The following is an 18,345-nucleotide window of genomic DNA, read 5'->3' as shown; positions in this document are numbered from 1 at the left end:
TTTGCATGTGTGTTAATTCCTATCCGAAACCCGCTTAAACACGGAAAAATAGGTAAAACATATCACATGAAATTAGACTCATCCCTTGTCTTTCGACTCCCGGGTGAGTTGTTAATCCTTGACCTTTAGAGCAATCATTGACTATATTATCTGACTTTAGTATACAATCTTTATCCATAACAATTCATTGAAATAAAATGGAGAATAATGTCGGATTTCCATTTAATTATGTATATATGGTGACTTAATGCCTTATAGGTCATTAGATTTTCTATCCGCTATTCTTAATGTGATGTATTATATCGGGCAAGTATCTTCGACAAAAAACCGGCACTTCCCCGTTAGGAGGAACGCCGGTTTTTGCGATTTACAGGGGCGAAATTTGCAACATTTTCTCACGAACAGCTTTTAGCCATTTCCCTTCCTTTATCAAACGGTAAGCACACTCGATATCCGTCGTTTGATTGCGGTCTTCAACAAGAAAAGGAACGACAGAACGCAGTAATTCGTACCCTGCTCTTGAACCTTCGCCCAGTGAAAGATCGCCGCGCAGATCAATGGCTTGGGCCGCATGCAGAGCCTCAATCGCCAATATGTAAGTAAGCCGGTCAAGAATCTCTCTTGTTTTGGATACAACATACGGCGAATTGGCAGCATGGTCTTCAATATCTCCAGCCAGTGACAGATAATCCGAAGACGCTGGATTGCTAAGGTGGCGGATTTCCGCATCCAGTGATGTTGCGGTTTTCTGTAAGGTGCAGTAGCCGAGTGAATGACCCGGATCAGCGGTCAGGAAACGGCTTAAACCTGTAAATCGGGGGTCACCAAGCTTGATTAACCGGTAACAGGAGCTTTTGGATACATGATGCAGCGCACTGCCCAGCATTTCAAAACCCAGTGTCCAGGACAGGGAATTATAATTGGCACAGGATAGGATTCGCCGTTCTTCTGTCAAAACGCATGGATTATCATCGGAGCTGTTCAGATGGATTTCCAGCTGCTGGCGCGTATAGACTAACGCATCCCTTGCAGCACCATGAATCTGGCAGGCATCCCGGAAGCATAGCGGGTCCTGCAACGAATCCGGATTGAATTGATTCCACAGGTCACTGCCTTTTAAGCAGCTTCGAACCAAAGCCAGACTCTTTAACTGTCCCGGGAAAGGACGTTTGTTATGGACCGCTTCATCCAGAGGGCTGACGTTGCCGCGGATGGCTTCCAGCGACAGAGCATATATGTTGTCTGCTACTTCCAGAAGCTGCTCTATATCGAAAAGCGCCAAAGCACCGTTTCCTGCGGAGAGCGCATTGGAGCTGACGATAGCCAAACCATCTTTGGGACCCAGCCGAAGAGGTGCTAAGCCGGCTGTCTTCAGAGCTTCCCTTGCAGGCATCCGAATGCCGTTTCTATCCGCCTCACCTTCACCGATCATAGCAAGACCTATGTGCGAGATTGAGGTAATATCCGCCGCGCCCACAGAACCGCGAAGCGGCAGGACCGGATGAATACCAAGATTTAAAAAATCCGCCAAACGCCCGGCAATCTCCGGCTGTGCTCCGGTTGCTCCTGACAACAGGCCGTTCAGCCGAGCCAGCATTACGGCCCGCACTATTTCTTCCTCCGCCTCTGGCTTCACTCCCGCACTATGAGATAATAATAAATTGCGGTTATACTCTTCAAAAAAATCGGGGCCAATACCCTTATCCTTATTCCAGCCCACTCCCCGGTTCAGTCCATAGACCGGAACACCCTCTGCAGCGAGTTCAAAAATCACTTTGCGTGCTGACTCCAGCCGCTCCCAAGCTTCGCTGGCAATAAACACAGGTCTGTGCCTACGGGCAACACTATCCACATCCTTAATCGTCAGACTGCTTCCGTCCAGAATGAGATTGTTCATATCGTTAATTAAATAGTTTTCATCGACAGGTATGAAATCGGATGAGAGCGTTGGTTTCTCAGGCATAGATTTTCTTCTCCTTGCCGAACGCATAGCTTTGCAGATCGATACCCAGCACCTCTTCCACCTCGGGGTATACACTGGGGTCCTTCACACTGGAGCTTAAAGGGACCTTGGATTTATCAACGGCGAACACCGCGATACTCATGCCCTCTTTAACATCACCTACACTCACAGGCAGCCCCGTCTCCAAATCGAATGTAGTAATGACGTCCGGGAAAGTCGTCAGACGTTTGCCGGTGCGGTCATCGACTGCCATATATTCATTCATAACATGAAGCTTCAGGACATTTCTTGCGATCTCCACCTCAATGGTGCCAATATCAAAGGCGCCCGAATAACGGACGTTCTTCGCTGTAACCTTCCCTCTTCCGAAAATTTTGCCCTTGGTCTTGCGAACGACCGCCTTCAACACCGCCTCAGGTCCGTCCGGTTCTGCCTGAAGAATGGCCCGGCCCAGCTCAAGCGCTATAGATATGCCTCCAAGCGCCGCGTGCTCTTTAATATATTTGGCCGGCAGCGGATGACGTGCGGCTGCAATAAAACCGCCCGCCATATCCGAGGCCGTTCGCAGTATATTTGATGTTCTGGCCGGAGTTCCCTTCACGACGAGTTCCAGGTAGCTGCCAAGCTCCGGCTTACCACCGGCCACCGCCTGAATCGTCTCATAATGAATGGAAGAGGCCAATCCGAGCGAGCCCATTTTGCCTGTCGGATGTGCGCGAATATCACCGGTCGCATCTATAACGGCAAGTCCCAGCGCCGCCGCCGGCAGCCAGCCGTTTATGGTACTGGACATGCCATTCTGCGGCGTCATCACCCCGGCAATCTTGCCGTCATAATGGTCGATAACCAGTTGCACAGCTTTGATATAGTCCTTGCCGAGCATCTGCCAATCCCGGCCGGCCGGTGCCCCAATCGCCGTACATGTTAATATGATAGCGTCATCCGGCAATTCATCCACCGCCAGCAGCTTAGGACGTCCGATGCTCAAGGCGGCATGCCCGATCTCCAGTCCATGATCTACCCAGCCGCCTCCTCCGCTGGCAAAGACAGAACCGCCCTTGACAGCGGCGTTCACATCATCTCTTGTTAATTCCCGCATGTATGTTTCCTCCTGTAAGAAATCCGTCAAGTGGGTCTTCAGTTTTTATTTCAGTCCGCATGAATCGACTCATGAAGGCTGATGTCAACTCTGGCGATGCTTTTATCCCTTACCTCTTCCAATGACTCTTCGTAACCGGCATCTGCATAACGGAGCACACCCAGGCCGGTGTCGTTGTCGAGAGCAGTGCGTAAGCGAAGATCGCTTTCCCTCGTACCGTCGGCTACGATAGTAACTCCCGCACTTGTCATATAACCGGCATATCCCCCGCCGCCCGAATGAATTGCCACCAAATCGGCCATCGATGAACAATTCAACATGGCGTTTAAGAGCGGCCAATCTGCAATCGTATCGCTTCCATCCTTCATCCGCTCCGTCATTATATTCGGATGCGCCATGGCAGCCGCATCCAGATGGTCGCGGGAGAAGGCCACTGGGCCTGCAAGCGTTCCTTCGCGCACCATGCTGTTAACCGCCAAGGCCAGCTTGCTGCGGTCTTTATGCCCAAACCATCCGATCCGGGCAGGCAATCCCTCAAAGGGAACGTAAGAGTTGGCCAGTATAATCCAGTTCGACACAATTTCATTGTCGCTGAATTCCTGCAGAATGAAATCGTCAATGATCCGGATATCCTGCGGATCGCCGCTAAGTGCAATCCAACGGAAAGGCCCAATGGCCCGCGCAAAGAGCGGGCGCAAGAATGCCTCCGTAAAAATATCGATTTCAAACGCGTCCAAAACACCGTATTGAGCGGCTTGGGAACGGATATTGTTGCCATTGTCGAAAACAACCGCTCCCCGTTTCTTGAACTCCAGCATCGCCCTTACTTCGTTTGCAATCGATACTCCGGCAGCGGCCTGCAGTCCAGCCGGATTCAACCGGCGTGCCGCAGCTGCGGAAGCCGGGGAAAAGCCGCTAGGGATGTATCCGTACAGCAAATCATGAGCAGACGTCTGGTCCGTCACAATATCGGGCTGTACGCCTCTGCGCAGCAGCTCGGGATAAATATCCGCAGCATTGCCAAGCAGACCCACAGACAAGCTCTTTCGGTTGCTTACGGCTTCAGCAATCCAGGATAAAGCCTCATCCAGACTATCCGTCTTCCGCTGCAAATATCCGGCAGCAATCCGTTTGTCAATGCGTTCTTCTGCTACCTCGACGCACAGGATAGCAGCATTCGCCAAACGGCCTGCCAGCGGCTGCGCCCCTCCCATGCCGCCCAGACCTGCGGTAAGGATGAAACGCCCCCGCAAATCACCGCCGAAATGCAGCCTGGCAATACTTTGGAAGATCTCATACGTTCCCTGAATAACGCCCTGCGAGCCAATATATTGCCAAGCGGCGGCGGTAAGCCCGCCCCAAATAATCAGCCCTTTATCCTGAAGCTCGTAAAAGTTCTCGCTGGTCGCCCACCTGCCAACCAAATTGCAATTGGCCATAACGACCAGCGGGGCCTGGCGGTGTGTTTTGAATATGCCGATAGGCTTGCCGGACTGAATGACCAACGTTTCGTCTTCCTCCAGATGCTTCAGGGTATCAACAATCGCCCGGTAGGAGGGCCAATTACGCGCCGCTTTTCCAAGTGATGCGTACACGATCAGCTCCTTCTGGTTCTCGCTGTTCTCCAGCACATTTTCCAGCATGCGCAGCAGTGCTTCCTGTCTCCAGCCCTTGCAGCGGAGTTTGCCCCCTCTTTCGGCAGTAATCCTGGTCACTTTTATCCCCCGCTTCCTTTCATTTAAAGCTATTTAGATTGTTTATTTAATCAGCCCTTCGCTCTTCAGCCACGCTTTGGCAACATCACTCGCCGGTTTCTGGTCTTGTTCAACCTGAGCGTTCAAGCTCTGCATCGTAGCTTCGTCAATTTTTCCCGCCAGCTTGTTCAAGGTTTCCTTCAGCTCAGGGTGATCCTTCAGTGTTTGTTCACGCACAATTGGGAAGGCGTCATAAGGAATGAATACATGCTTATCATCCTCCAGCGCCACCAGTCCGCTCTTTAGCAGCTGGCTGTCTGTCGAATAAGGGAGCATCACATCGATCAGCTTTTGATCTATGGCTTGATACTGAAGTGATTTATCCTGGATGGACTTGATTTCCTTGAATTTTGGAGTATAGATGTTCTCAATATAAGGCCAGGCATCCGGGCGGTTTAAGAATTCTTCACTTGCACTGAATACCAGATCGCCGGATTTCTCCGCTAACTGTGAAGCTGTCTTCAGTCCGTATTGATCGGCAGTCTCCTTGCGTACTGCTAATACATAGGTGTTGTTGAAGCCCAATGGATCGAGCGCAATCAGCTTTTTCTTCTCCTTTAACTGAGCAGCCACGGTCTTAAAGGCTTTATCCGGATCAAATTCCGGCTCCAGCTTCAAAATGTTAATCAGCGCCGTGCCGCTGTATTCCACATACGCATCCACGTCTCCCGAGTCGATTGCATTCCAGAGCAGCGTATTATCCAGCTTCTTGACCTCTGTCTTCAGATCGGTGTCATTCTCTATCAGCAGCTTTAATGCATTCGCCAAAATATCAGACTCCGCAAACCCCTTCGTAGCAAGCACGATAGTATCCTTGCTGCCGGATGCTTGCGAATTCGAGCAGCCTGCCGCCGCCAGCGCCGTGGTGATCACCAGTCCCAGTGTAAGCAAAAGTTTTCCTCCCTTGCGCAGTTTCCGGCTCTTTCTCTTTTCAATTGTCATGATTTGTTCCCCTCTCCATGATTTCTTAAAATTTACTCAAATGTCGCAGCCCTTTAGGGGTCAGCACCCTGTTAAGCAGCAGCAAAATGAAGTTGACGATAATAACGAGCAGCGAAACAGGAATGGCCCCCTCCATAATCGTGACCGTATTGATCATGGCGATCCCCCGGGTGATAATGTCTCCCAGTCCCCCAGCGGCGATATATGTAGCAATGGTTGCCAGACTAATGGTCTGTACAGCTACAAGGCGTATGCCTGCCATAATAATGCTTCGGGCAATGGGGAGCTGGACTAATCTCATCATTTGCCATTTGGTCATCCCCATTCCGGTTCCCGCTTCGATCAGCGCCGGATTGACGCCGCTAATCCCGACATATGTATTCTGGAGCATTGGCAGCAGAGCGTATAACGTCAGGGCGATAATGGCAGGTGTGGTTCCAATTCCGACCAGTGGAATCATGAATCCAAACAACGCTAGACTCGGAATGGTCTGGATCGCGGAAATCACGGTAATCACGCCGTTAGCCATCCGCTTGCGGCCAGTGAGATAGATGCCGAGCGGAATGGCGATACATCCGGCAATACAGACCGAAATCAGGGACAGGTACATATGTTCACCCGTCTTATCGAGAATCATCGGCCAATCGGCAGCTAACGTATCCCATACATGGTTCATGCGCTGGTCTCCTTCCGTTGGGTCTGTCGCCCGAGAGCTTCGATAACGCAGGAGTAGGTCACCTGAAAACGTTCCCGACCCACGAATTCGATCACAAAATCGTCAGCCGGATGAGTCAGCAGTTCATCGGGTGTGCAGCTCTGCACAACTTGACCTTCGTTCAGCAGAATGATCCGGTCGGCAATCTTTAACGCTTCATCAATATCGTGTGTAACAAAAACAATCGTTTTGTGTAGCCGCTGGTTCAAATTAATCAGCTCCTTTTGCAGTTGAACGCGGCTGATCGGGTCAAGCGCACTAAACGGCTCATCCATCAAAATAATCGACGGGTCTGATGCCAAAGCACGTGCAACACCAATCCGCTGCTGCTGCCCCCCGCTAAGCTCATGGGGATAGCGTTTGCGGTATTGCTCTGCCGGGAGATCGATCAGGTTCAGGAGCGAGGTGACCCTTTCCTTCCTCTCTTCCTTCCCCGCCCCCTTCAGCTTTGGAACAATTCCGATATTATCTTCAATGGTCATATGGGGAAAAAGTCCGATTTGCTGAAATACATATCCTATATCTCGTCTGAGGTTTACTGCATCCACAGTACCTATATCCCGTCCTTCAACAAAAACCTGTCCGCGACTTGGTTCGACAAGCCGATTTATCATTTTTAGCAGCGTGGTCTTGCCGCAGCCGGAAGGCCCAATAATCGTTACAATTTGTCCCTTCGGGACCTCAAGATTAAAATCTCGCAGCACACAACCACAGCCGTAATCCTTGTTGACATTTCTGAACTCTACTGCAATAGCATCACTCATATGACTTTATACTCCTTTCTAAATAATTATTAATCGGATAGGTAAACTAAGAATTTAATGCAAAATTTTTTAGTAAATTGCAAAGAGGTCTTATTCTTCGCAATTTGCGAAAAACAAGACCTCCAATGGTTTGGTCAGTCATATACTTATCATCAAACGATAATTAATTTTCATAATTTAATAATATTGTCTATCACAACAATTTGTCAATACAAATTCAACCATTCTTGTCGGAATTATTTTTTATGACACTGCCCATACGACGTGAAAGTTCTTCTGCCGCCCTCGAAACAGCATCAATTATCGCTTTGTCATGCTCATGATTACAGCGGAAACTTGGTCCTGCAACGGATAAGCTGGCGATGACGGGGCCATGTCCGTCGGTAATCGGAGCTGCAATCGCAAAAACATCCGGATCAACCTCGCCTTTCGTAATACAGTAATTCCGCGATCGTATAATCTCCAGTTCCTTTTCCAGAGTAACTCTTTCCTTCTCATAGCCTATCGATTGCAGAATCCTCTCTGAAACTTTACTGCTCTCGAAAGCGAGAATACATTTTCCAGACGCCCCTAGGTGAAGCGGCAGAATCCGCCCGTTATCAATGGAGAACTGGATCAGGCCGTGACTTTTCACATTCTGAATGCACACGGCATTATTTCCTGTGCGAACGAACAATACCGATGTTTCCTGCACGGCTTCCGTCAGTTCCTCCATGATCGGGAGTGCGAGAGGCAGTAAGTCGCGTTGAAACTGCATATTCAGACTACGCGCCAAATCCAAGATGCGCAGGCCCATGCCGATCTGATTCTTCCCCCTCCTCTCGATGATTCCGTTCTGTTCCAAGGTCTGCAGGAAACGGTAAGTCGTACTCTCCGGAATGGATACTTTTTGGGCGATTTCGCTCACCGTCAGTGTTCCGTTTACTTCGGATAAAGCGAACAAGATATCCAGCGCACGGCTTAGCGTCTGCGTCCCGTTCATTTTTTGCACCTGCCAACGACTCCTCTTTTGTCCAATCTTGAGAACATTCTAGATAACAATTATTTAGCAACGATAATATCACGAGTCTAATTCTTTAACAACTAGTAGTTTCATCGGAATTATTATATTTAGATTTAGGTGATTTATCGCTGTTTAATGATGTATCAAATCTCGCCGGAAAAAGCCTATCTTTTATGCTAGAATGAATGAAATTCACCTCGTCGGACTACCGCAGGGAAGCGAAAAAGGGGGAAACATGCATATGTTTGGGATTGAGCACTACTTTTTATTTCTAGTTTCGGGGGTTATTCTGAACATGACACCCGGTACGGATACGTTCTACATTCTCGGAAGAACCATCGCGCAAGGAAGAAGCACAGGCCTCTTGTCCGTATTTGGCATCATTAGCGGCACTTTTGCGCACACCGTGTTCGCAGCACTGGGGCTCTCTGTAATCCTGGCGCAATCTGCACTTGCTTTTTCAGTGGTAAAATGGCTCGGCGCAGGCTACCTTCTTTATCTGGGGATTCGTTCTCTATTAAGCAAGGAAAGTGAAATGGGGACGGATGGCGGTACCTCTGCTGTAGCGAAGAAAAAGATTTACCTTAACGGATTTCTAACCAACCTGCTAAATCCCAAGGTCGCTCTTTTCTATCTGGCTTTTATGCCTCAATTTATTTCACCGGGCAACAGCTATGGCACATTGCCCTTTCTGCTTCTAGGGATTACGTTCATTGCAACAAGCACACTATGGTGCTGTCTGCTTGTTCTTTTTTCAGATATGACCACGCGGAGACTGAGACAAAATTCCCGTATATCAGTGGTTCTGAACCGCATAGCCGGGATACTTTTTATTGCTTTAGGTGTTAAAGTGTTCTTTTCCTCACGAGCTGGCTCTTAATAAGGGCATCCACAAGCAGTCCAGCAGTAAGGAAGGTCCCGAAATGAATGAAATACGTTGGATAACGAACGCTGACTAATACACTGTTTTCAGCCCACTTTGTATGATTAATATCAATCATCCAGTTTGTAAATGGTTCTCTGAATATCAACGCATTTTTGACCGGGTTGAACCGTATAAGCACAATATTTGCCACCCCGATGCCAAAATAGTCGCAAATACTAAAAGCATTAGAAGTCAGCCCCCATCATAGCGTTATATGCAAAGCTCTATTTCTATCCAAGCATCCTCCTGTATGCATATGACGCTGCGCCGATGGTTCCTGCCAGGCTTCCCAGCTCCGCTTGTACAATTCTGCACTTGCTTCCGGAAAGCTTAAGCGCATGCTGATCCACAGTCTCACGAACGGTATTCAATAGTCTGTCCCCCGCCGCTGCCATACCTCCTCCGACAATAATCACCTCAGGATTAAGCATATTCACAACATTCGCCAATCCGAATCCGAGCAAGCTGGCTGTTTCATGCATCACCTCTATCGCCAGGGAATCTCCCAGATCATAGGCTTCCGAGACCATTAAGGCATTTATATTAGCGTGTTCACGATTAACCCAATCCTGAATAATACTGGTTCTTCCTTCGTTCAGTTTTTCTTTAATGGTGTTAATCATACCTAACGCAGACACATATCTGCCCAGGCAGCCGGAGCTTCCACATTTGCAAGGACGCCCGTTTCTGAACATATTCATATGTCCAATTTCTCCGGCGCTGTAGGATGTGCCATATAACACTTTGCCATCGTTCACGATCCCCGAGCCAAGTCCAGTGCCTAGCGTAATCAATACAATATTGTTGTATCCTCTTCCGGCGCCATGCAGCCACTCTCCGTACAGGTTTACCCTCACATCATTATCTATAAAAACAGGAAAGTCGTAATAGTCCTTCATCTCATTAATAATATGTACATGATTCCAGTCTGGAAAGTTCGGCGAGAAAATAGAGAGTCCCTCCACCGGATCTAATAGTCCAGGAATTCCGATTCCCATACCTTTAATCGAATCCATCGTTACGTCCGATCCTTCAGTGAGAAGATCGACAGCTGCCCTGATACGATGGAGCACATGTGACGACCCCGCCGAGGCCTCGGTAGGGATAGAGAGTGCTTTTATTACCTTATAATCTTCATCGAAAATTCCCGCTTTAATGTTGGTTCCACCCAGATCGACACCTATTATGTATGGTTTCATGGAATCGCCTCCCTCTTTTATTATGAATATATATAGGCCGAAGCGATAGATCTTTATTGGCTGAAATTGAAAAAAAAGCAGCCTGGAACCATTCTGTTCCTGACTGCTCTTGTTGTATTAAGTTGACCAAACTTCGACCTATGAGCCCGCTCCCTTATAACGCTTCACACCGTAATTCCAAGCAATGAGACCCAGTCCCGCAAAAATCGCCCCCATAACAGGCGTCAACAGCGCGATGTTCTTCATCTCTGCACGCTGCAGGAACAGAGCTGCCGGATACACGCCAACAAAGGCAAACGGCAAAATCCAGGTTAACAGTACCTGAATCGCCCGGTTGTAGATGGTAACCGGATAACGTCCATAGTTCTGAATGTTATACATCAGGGGTATAATCCCCGTTGGAGCATCCGAGTAGAAGGATAATGACGTAAGAGCCGTATAGATCCCCGCGTAAATCCCGACTGCACTAAGAGAGAGAATAATCAGCGCCGGAAGGGTCCACCATTCGAAAGGCAGACCCAGCTGTGAACCGCTGATCGCCATGATAATAAGACCAATCAAGGAGCCGAATAGAGCCGGCGGATCTATATTTTCCAGAAAGATTTGAAACAGATTATGAGCGGGACGGGTCAGGATCCGATCCATCTCCCCTTTGACAATATAACGCTCACTGAAATTCCACATATTCACAAAACAGCTGAACAGTCCGAAAGGAACCATGAAGAACCCATAGACAAAGATTACTTCACTCTGATTCCAGCCTGCCAGACTATTCGTGTGCATGAAGATTACAAGAATGAAGATAAAATTGGTTGCCTGAAACAGCAGATCCGACACGACCTCTACCCAAAAGTCTGCGCGGTAGGTCAGCCGGGTTTTCATATAATTCTTCAAATATTCTACGATCAATCCCAAATGATACAAGATTTCCTCACCCTCCCTGCACGAACAGACGCTGCCGCGCCGCATGATATAGCCAGACGATAGGAATCAGCAGTGCCAAGAACCAGAATACTTGAATCCCCAGCACATTCCAAATCCCCACACCTTCTACCCGTCCTGTAAAGACAGAGCCCGGAAGGTACGTAATGGCTTGAAAGGGCAGCAGCTTCAGCACGGAGGACAACCACCCCGGAAACAAGCTGATCGGTATGATCAATCCGGAGAACAAATCCACAATAACACGCTTCATACGCATCATGCCTTCATTATTTTCCACAAAGAAAGAAGACAGCCCGGTAATCACGTTAATCTGCGAATTAATCAAAAAGCTGAAGAAAAGCATCACAAGAAAGCCAGTCCATGCCGTTGGATCGGTCGGCAGCTGCACAGGAAACAATAGCATTGCAATGGCCATGCCGGGGATCATGAACAGCATAAAGCGGAACATTCCCTCACCGAGCCCTTGCATCATTTTGACTAATATATAGTTATAAGGGCGGATAAATTGAATCGCTATGCTTCCGTCACGAATGTCCGTGGATATCTCCCTGTCGAGATTATTGAAGTAAAAGGCCCGAGCCATCCAGGATACTGCAATATAAGTCGTCATTTGTGAAGCGGTGAAGCCGCCGAGGGAACCCCCATTTCCGTAAATCGCCTGCCAGGTGAAGTAGTTAACGCCAATATTAAGCGAATAAATAAGGATCCCGGTATAATAGTTCAACCTGTAAGCAAGCATGGTCAGAAAACGGATGCGAATAAAATCTAAATACGCCCCGAACAATAATTTCCGGCCACTATTCTGGGGATTAGACATGGGTAACCTCTTCCCCATCCTTCACCGCTAAGGCATCTTCCGGCTTGTCCGCAGAGCCTGACTGGTAAATACTGCGTACGATATCATCCGTATTCGTCTCAATGATCTTAATATCCGTAATATCAGCCTGTCCTACGACCCGTCCCAGTACATCAGATACATTCAGCTCCAGCGGAATCCATACCTTGGCGCCAAGATCATTCTCAGCAGACCATGTGACCGGAAGCCCCTGCGTCCACAGCTCAAGCTGCGGAAGCTTTGTAGCGGTACCGAATTGAAACAGCACCTCACGTCCGGTTCCCCAGCGTTGCTTAAGCTCCTCCAGACCCCCGTCATAAATAATGCTTCCATCATCAAGCATAATCACCCGGGAACAAAGTGCCTCAATATCCTGCAGGTCATGCGTGGTCAGCAAAATGGTGGTACCGTGCTGCCGGTTCATATCTTTTAGAAACTCGCGAATTTCTGACTTCACTACAATGTCCAGGCCGATCGTCGGTTCATCAAGAAACAGAATCGAAGGATTATGCAGCAGAGCAGCTACAAGCTCACAGCGCATCCGCTGGCCAAGACTTAACTTGCGGACCGGACGATTGAGCAGCTCCTGCAACTCCAGCCGTTCCACGAGCTCATCCAGACGTTTTTTGAAATCCTGCTCAGACACCCGGTAGACCTTGCGGAGCAGCTGAAACGACTCAATAACACCGATATCCCACCACAGCTGGCTGCGCTGCCCGAACACAACCCCGATATTGCGGACGAACTTTTCCCGCTCCAGATAAGGCACATAGCCTCCAACGGACAGACTGCCTGAGGTCGGCACCAGAATTCCGGTCAGCATTTTGATTGTCGTAGATTTACCGGCCCCGTTCTCCCCGATGTACCCGCAAATCTCACCTTGGGGGATATTGAAGGAGATGTCTTTAACTGCGGTCACTTCCTGAAACTCCCGTTTAAACAAATCAGCGAAGGCCCCTTTTAGACCCTCGCGGTTTTTCTGGACTTTGAATGTTTTTCGTAAGTCCTGCACTTGTATGGCAGTCATAATATACCTCGCTAATCTAAGTATAGGGTTCAACAATCCATTATAATGTAAGGACTGCAAAATCACCACTATATTCGGCAGTCATTTGGCTTAACGTCAGAATTACTTTTTTTATTTGGCAAGTCTTCCTTCAAAAAAATCCGTGTCCATCATGGCCTCCAAATGGCCTGAACGAGCCACCTTGGTCCGCAGATATTTCTCATTAAAGACCGATACATCGCCCCACAGCGGAGTCCGTTTTACAGCGTTCATTCCAGCAGCCTTTAGAGCCTCCAGCTTCTTCGGGTTGTTTGTTATCAGAGTTACGGGTTTACGCCGCAGGTGCTGAAGTACACTGATCGCGTCACTGTAGCTTCTAACATCGTCGGAAAAGCCAAGCTCAAGATTAGCTTCTACTGTATCGTATCCTTCTTCCTGCAAAATATAAGCCATAGCTTTACTAAAAAGTCCAATACCTCTTCCTTCATGGTTGGCGAGATAGAACAGCGCACCTGATCCATTCTCGACAATCATTTTCATCGACTGGTGAAGCTGGAATCCGCAATCGCAGCGTTTGCTGCCGAAGATGTCTCCGGTGTGGCAAATACTGTGCATCCGAATTAGCGCCTCCTCCGACCCCTCGAAATCACCGTACACCAAAGCACTCGACTGCTGGCCATCAGCAAGGTTAAGGGAGGACAAGCGTGAGACTAAAGCCGAAGTCAACTCTCCAGTTCCATCCTGCAGCAACTCTTGATCGGTTACGTGGAGCCAGCTGTACCATTTAAAATTAACGGTCTCCCCTTCCAGGTTAACCGGCAGATTAATCGGACCAACCAGGATGTTAGCGGAGTTATCATTTAAAGTGATTTTTTGTATTTTATTTTTCAGGATTGAAATGATATCAGATCTAATCATGTACAACACCTTCCTCAGGATCATATTTATAAGTGATTAGTATTTTTTTGCTGAAATGTTTAAACAAGCTTTAATGTTTAGTAACTATTTGTAAGTTAGTTTATCATTGTAATATAAGTTCGTCAAGTTATAGTGTATATTTTAATATTCATAATTACTTTATGTAAGTTTGTGTTATAATGAACGTAGAGGTGATCCTTATGAATAATTTTGAAATGTGTCCACGCTTTGAAAAAGCGGTTGATATGCTAAGCAAGCGTTGGGTTGCGCTCATCGTATTTGTTCTAATGCCCGGCCCCCGACGTTTCGGTGAAATTGAGAGCTGTCTGTCCAATCTCAGTGGCAAAGTGTTATCTGACCGTTTAAAGGAAATGGAGAACGAAGGCATCATTCAGCGGACAGTTTACCCAGAGATGCCTGTACGTATTGAATATTCGCTAACAGATAAAGGCATCGCACTGGCCCCCATACTTGGCGCTATCAGCAATTGGTCTACGGAATGGATTGAGATGGGCGTAAACAGTTAACTCTGGAGCTGAAATACAAAATAAGCCCTTTTAAGCTTCCTTGACAGGAATCCAAAAGGGCTCTTTATGTTGCACACTTTGTGATTAAGGCAGCTACAAATCTTTCCGCTGAAAACGCAGCACTCCTATGAGAAAAACGGCGGCAGTATATAGGGCAGCATAGGCAACGAAAGCATTAGAAGGTATAGAACTTAGATCAGAAATCCCGAAGGGGCTGTCGTTTAAAGGGTTCATACCGAGTATTTCGTTAACACTGAACAGCTCAACCATCATTCTCCGCTGCAAACCGTCAGCAGGCAGGAGCATGGATATAATTCCTGTCATATTTTGAAGGGAATTCATTGCTTTCGGCGCTAAAGGCATGGAATAGCTCAGATTGTCGATCATCCCGCCAAGCCAGCCTGCTCCATACAGCATCGTCATAAAAACCCCATTCCCAATAGCCGATAAAAATCCCGAGCCGAGCATAGAGACCGTAATCAGCATCGGTACGACCGAAGAGAACAGCAAAAAGGATTTAACCAAGGCCATTGTATCCCTTGGGATGGCGGCATTGGCTTCAGCAATAAACAATATCGCAATAAAAAGCAGCAGCGCATAACCAATACCCAGTGTCACATAGCCCAGCCAGCGGCCGAGGTACCATTTCCAGCGCGGAAGCGGACGGGGAAGCAGTGCCTGAAGCACTCCCTGCTCAGCTTCCCCTGCAAGAGCGGAGAAAGAACTGAAGATGGCCAGAAAGGCAATCACGAACGCCCCAAAGAAAAAGCCGAGTGTTAATATGATCGCGCCATTGGAGAAACGGATCATCAGATGCTCAATACTGTTGGGATCCATTCCCTGAAGGGAGGCATCTCCCCCAATGGCACGGGCAACAAACCAGAAACCAACTAGAAATACTACCGTCATAATCAGCGTAAGAAGCATCACCCGTTTGCGCAGCAGTTCCTTCCATGTCATGCTCATGATGATATTCATGCCCGTTCACCTCTATGGTTCAGTCCGGATACAGCGTTCATAAACCACTCCTCCAGTCGTTCTTTCTTGCGGGAGACTTCATATAGCGTCATCCCCTGCTCCACGATGAGCGCATTCAACCAGCCGGCCTGCTCCTCACTCTCCAGTTCTGCCTCCAGCCATACCACACTGCTGTCCAGGGACGGCGGGATCTGAACCCCTGCAGCAGTCTTCTCCATGGAATGAGATGAGAGCCTGATCTCCAGGCCGCTTGTTTCATTCAGCCAGGACAGCAAAAAAGGCGAAAACCCGCCGATTTTAAAATACCAGCTTGTCCGCTTATTAAGTACCTCATCCACCTTGCCATGCCGCAGGATAACACCGTTATTCAGCAGTGCCATCCGGTCGCACAGCATCTCCACATCCTCCAGCAAATGAGAGTTAAGAAATATGGTTGTGCCCTGCTGCTTCAGATTCTCCAGAATCGTCCGGACTTCTTTTCTGCCGATCGGGTCGAGCGCCGAAGACGGCTCGTCCAGAAAGACGATAGCAGGATCATTAACCAGCGCACAGGCCAGCCCAAGGCGCTGCTGCATCCCTTTGGAATAATGCTTGACCCGGTCCCGCCCGCGTACACCGATCCCCACCTTTTCAAGCAGTTCGGGAATTCGTTTATCTGCCACTGAACGTTCCATCCGGCACAGCCGAGCGTGCAGCCTTATTACTTCTTCTCCGGTAAGCCACTCCTGGTAACGGTACAATTCGGGTAAATAGCCGATTTGTGATTTGGCTTCCAGCGATCCGATCCGATGTCCGAATAATGTAGCGCTGCCGCCAGTGGGATTAATGAGCCCTACCAGCATTTTGACGAAAGTGCTTTTGCCGGCACCGTTGGGGCCGAGGAAGCCAAAGGCTTCCCCTTTCCCGACGGTAATTGTAACATCTCGACAGCCGCGCCCGTTGTTATATTCTTTGGTTAATCCTTTGGCCTCTATTGCAGCAGCATTCATGATTGAATCAGCTCCTGCAGCTTCGCCATGAATTTCTCTTTATTCGTGTACAGATTACCACCCGAGAACTGGAACAATTGTCCGTTTTGAACCCAGGTCGCGTTATAGATTGAACCCTGACTCTCTTCATACCGGTCCATTAAAACAACTGTACTGCCCACACTAATTTGCTCTGTATGGTCTCCCGCGATTAGGGGCATCGGAATTTCACCTGATAATACACTGCTCTGTTTCAGACTGGACTTCAGGTAATCCGGCAGCAGCGGAAAATTAATTATAGTCTCCAGCGCTTCTTCCACCTTAATGGATGGATCTACAGTGATAACCGGAGTATTCATCTGCATCAAGCTTGACCAGTGGTTATTATCTGGTGACAGGTTGTAATTCACTCTCTCAGGTATTTGTAAAGTGATGGCCTTGCCGTCTATCGATTCCGGCAGCAGTTTCTCTGCTCCCAATCGTTTCAATGCATTGTTGACCTCGCCTACATTCAGACTAAGCGTAATTTCCTGCGAGGGATTAACAAATGCTGTGTTTCCGGCATCTGCCGCCACAGAGCCCGGTGGAGCGAACCCTAAGGCATCTGCAACTTTATCCAAAGTCATATCTCCACTTAATGTACCTGAAGTGTTGGTGAAAGCTCCGAATTTATTAACAGACTCATTAATATCTCCGTTCTCCGTCACCTCATTGAATATATTGCGAAGGTCATCTTCATTAACGACTGTCACGTTCTGCATCCGGAACTGATTCAGAAACGAAGCCATTGCCGTATTGCCTACCGGTGTGGAGAGAATGGCTGCAAAGACAGCAACACCGGCTGCGGCGGCAGCCCACTTGCGGCTTCTGCTCATTCTCCGGCGGGAAGAACGTTTCCCCGTCTTGTTATTTTGGACCGCAGGAATTTGAACCTCCACTAGGGAGACCGAACCAGTCGGCGGATCAACAATTGCAGAATCACATTCTTTGGCCACTTCTTCCAAATCCTCTGTCTTTACCTGATCCGTATTCTTGCCCCATTCCGACCAGATGAGACTTACCGGTTCGTTTGCGAGCTTACCCTGCAGCCTCGCCCAAGCTTCATCCGTTCTTTTTTGTTCGTTATCATCATTTGCAGAATTAGTAGTCATTTGTTTTTACCTCCTAAAAGTTCTCGTTCATCCTAATCCGTCTGCGGAAGCGACTTGGCTGCATTTTGCCTTAGCCTTTGAGTCGCACGGTGAAGCAGAGTCCCGACTACCGGTGGCCGAACGCCAAGCTCCCCGGCAATCTCCGTATAGCTGTAGCCGGAATAACGGAGCAGAAGAGCCTGTCTGTCTCTTTCGGGCAGCTCATCCAGCCATTCGCGTATGTCTTCCTGATCCAGCTTGCGCAGCATTACCTCTTCGCCTGATGGGGGCGATGCCTCCATGTCGTAGAACATCTCCTGCTTGCTCTGCAATCTCCGCTCTCTTGCTTTTTTATCCATATAGTCATATCCAATCCGGGTAAGCACTCTATGCAGCCAAGCACCGAGCGCGGCCGGATCATCGGGCGGGTTACGGTACAGCCTGAGGAACACATCCTGTGCCAAATCATCGGCAGCCGTCTCATCCCGAACCAGAGCCACCAGCTTGCGCCGTACCATAGGATAATGTTCATAAAATATCGTTCGAAAACCTTCGGATTCCGGAATTCCCACCTTGTAAAACCTCCTTGTCTGCTGCAGCTATATGTAAGACGACCGAAAGCTCTTTTTTGTATCAGATGTTTCAGAAATAATTATGACTATGATTGAAAATATAAA

At 48.4% G+C, this 18,345-nt stretch carries 18 protein-coding genes; 2 read left to right on the top strand and 16 right to left on the bottom strand.

What is annotated here, in order from left to right; genetic code table 11:
• Positions 1–367 precede the first annotated feature (367 nt).
• The 7 genes from hutH to PaeBR_RS13580 all read right to left on the bottom strand — a co-directional run bounded on the left by hutH (position 368) and on the right by PaeBR_RS13580 (position 8,219).
• Entirely contained in the window at positions 368–1,963 is a 1,596-nt protein-coding gene (gene hutH / locus PaeBR_RS13610) for an HAL/PAL/TAL family ammonia-lyase (RefSeq protein ID WP_410511122.1), read from the bottom strand.
• The gene (locus tag PaeBR_RS13605) at positions 1,956–3,062 is read right to left on the bottom strand and encodes a DUF917 domain-containing protein (RefSeq protein ID WP_410511121.1); all 1,107 of its coding nucleotides are present in this window, start codon (positions 3,060–3,062) and stop codon (positions 1,956–1,958) included. Before PaeBR_RS13605 ends, hutH begins: the two co-directional genes overlap by 8 nt.
• A gap of 50 nt (positions 3,063–3,112) precedes the next feature.
• Positions 3,113–4,777, bottom strand: coding sequence for a urocanate hydratase (locus tag PaeBR_RS13600; protein WP_410511120.1), 1,665 nt, complete (start codon positions 4,775–4,777; stop codon positions 3,113–3,115).
• 42 nt (positions 4,778–4,819) lie between these two features.
• A complete protein-coding gene (locus PaeBR_RS13595; RefSeq protein ID WP_410511119.1) occupies positions 4,820–5,758 on the bottom strand; it encodes a glycine betaine ABC transporter substrate-binding protein in 939 nt (312 codons plus the stop codon).
• A 25-nt stretch (positions 5,759–5,783) separates the two neighbouring features.
• Positions 5,784–6,434: an ABC transporter permease gene (locus PaeBR_RS13590; protein ID WP_410511118.1), complete on the bottom strand. Its 651-nt coding sequence runs from the start codon at positions 6,432–6,434 to the stop codon at positions 5,784–5,786.
• Positions 6,431–7,237: an ABC transporter ATP-binding protein gene (locus tag PaeBR_RS13585; RefSeq protein ID WP_410511117.1), complete on the bottom strand. Its 807-nt coding sequence runs from the start codon at positions 7,235–7,237 to the stop codon at positions 6,431–6,433. Before PaeBR_RS13585 ends, PaeBR_RS13590 begins: the two co-directional genes overlap by 4 nt.
• Before the next feature lie 217 nt (positions 7,238–7,454).
• Complete coding sequence (locus tag PaeBR_RS13580) at positions 7,455–8,219, bottom strand: IclR family transcriptional regulator (RefSeq protein WP_410515181.1); 765 nt, start codon at positions 8,217–8,219, stop codon at positions 7,455–7,457.
• Positions 8,220–8,481: 262 nt separating this feature from the next.
• On the opposite strand from PaeBR_RS13580, the gene PaeBR_RS13575 reads away from it, so the two are divergent.
• The gene (locus PaeBR_RS13575; protein ID WP_410511116.1) at positions 8,482–9,120 is read left to right on the top strand and encodes a LysE family translocator; all 639 of its coding nucleotides are present in this window, start codon (positions 8,482–8,484) and stop codon (positions 9,118–9,120) included.
• A 275-nt stretch (positions 9,121–9,395) separates the two neighbouring features.
• Here PaeBR_RS13575 and PaeBR_RS13570 read toward each other — a convergent pair whose 3' ends face one another.
• From PaeBR_RS13570 to PaeBR_RS13550, 5 genes are all read right to left on the bottom strand, one after another.
• Positions 9,396–10,364, bottom strand: a complete 969-nt coding sequence (locus PaeBR_RS13570; protein ID WP_410511115.1) for an ROK family protein — start codon at positions 10,362–10,364, stop codon at positions 9,396–9,398.
• Between the two features lie 138 nt (positions 10,365–10,502).
• Positions 10,503–11,291, bottom strand: coding sequence for an ABC transporter permease (locus PaeBR_RS13565; protein WP_410515180.1), 789 nt, complete (start codon positions 11,289–11,291; stop codon positions 10,503–10,505).
• Between the two features lie 4 nt (positions 11,292–11,295).
• Complete coding sequence (locus tag PaeBR_RS13560) at positions 11,296–12,123, bottom strand: ABC transporter permease (protein WP_410511114.1); 828 nt, start codon at positions 12,121–12,123, stop codon at positions 11,296–11,298.
• Positions 12,116–13,168 (bottom strand): ATP-binding cassette domain-containing protein, encoded by a 1,053-nt coding sequence (locus tag PaeBR_RS13555; RefSeq protein WP_410511113.1) that lies wholly within the window; start codon positions 13,166–13,168, stop codon positions 12,116–12,118. The genes PaeBR_RS13560 and PaeBR_RS13555 overlap by 8 nt, the downstream gene beginning before the upstream one ends.
• A 111-nt stretch (positions 13,169–13,279) precedes the next feature.
• A complete protein-coding gene (locus PaeBR_RS13550; RefSeq protein ID WP_410511112.1) occupies positions 13,280–14,065 on the bottom strand; it encodes a GTP cyclohydrolase II in 786 nt (261 codons plus the stop codon).
• Between the two features lie 200 nt (positions 14,066–14,265).
• Here PaeBR_RS13550 and PaeBR_RS13545 point away from each other — a divergent pair, with 200 nt between their 5' ends.
• Complete coding sequence (locus PaeBR_RS13545; RefSeq protein WP_410511111.1) at positions 14,266–14,592, top strand: winged helix-turn-helix transcriptional regulator; 327 nt, start codon at positions 14,266–14,268, stop codon at positions 14,590–14,592.
• A 93-nt stretch (positions 14,593–14,685) separates the two neighbouring features.
• On the opposite strand, the gene PaeBR_RS13540 is transcribed toward PaeBR_RS13545, so the two are convergent.
• From PaeBR_RS13540 to PaeBR_RS13525, 4 genes are read right to left on the bottom strand one after another with little or no spacing between them, the layout of a single operon-like run.
• The gene (locus tag PaeBR_RS13540; RefSeq protein WP_410511110.1) at positions 14,686–15,570 is read right to left on the bottom strand and encodes an ABC transporter permease subunit; all 885 of its coding nucleotides are present in this window, start codon (positions 15,568–15,570) and stop codon (positions 14,686–14,688) included.
• On the bottom strand, positions 15,567–16,559 hold the full coding sequence (locus PaeBR_RS13535) for an ABC transporter ATP-binding protein (protein WP_410511109.1): 993 nt from the start codon (positions 16,557–16,559) through the stop codon (positions 15,567–15,569). Before PaeBR_RS13535 ends, PaeBR_RS13540 begins: the two co-directional genes overlap by 4 nt.
• Entirely contained in the window at positions 16,556–17,689 is a 1,134-nt protein-coding gene (locus tag PaeBR_RS13530) for a hypothetical protein (protein WP_410511108.1), read from the bottom strand. The genes PaeBR_RS13535 and PaeBR_RS13530 overlap by 4 nt, the downstream gene beginning before the upstream one ends.
• 32 nt (positions 17,690–17,721) lie before the next feature.
• Entirely contained in the window at positions 17,722–18,240 is a 519-nt protein-coding gene (locus PaeBR_RS13525) for a sigma-70 family RNA polymerase sigma factor (RefSeq protein WP_410511107.1), read from the bottom strand.
• Positions 18,241–18,345 lie beyond the last annotated feature (105 nt).

This window comes from Paenibacillus sp. BR2-3 (genome assembly GCF_046529485.1).
GTDB lineage: Bacteria > Bacillota > Bacilli > Paenibacillales > Paenibacillaceae > Paenibacillus_AQ.
Note: the sequence above shows the minus strand (reverse complement) of the source record. Positions and strands in the feature narration are given on the sequence as shown.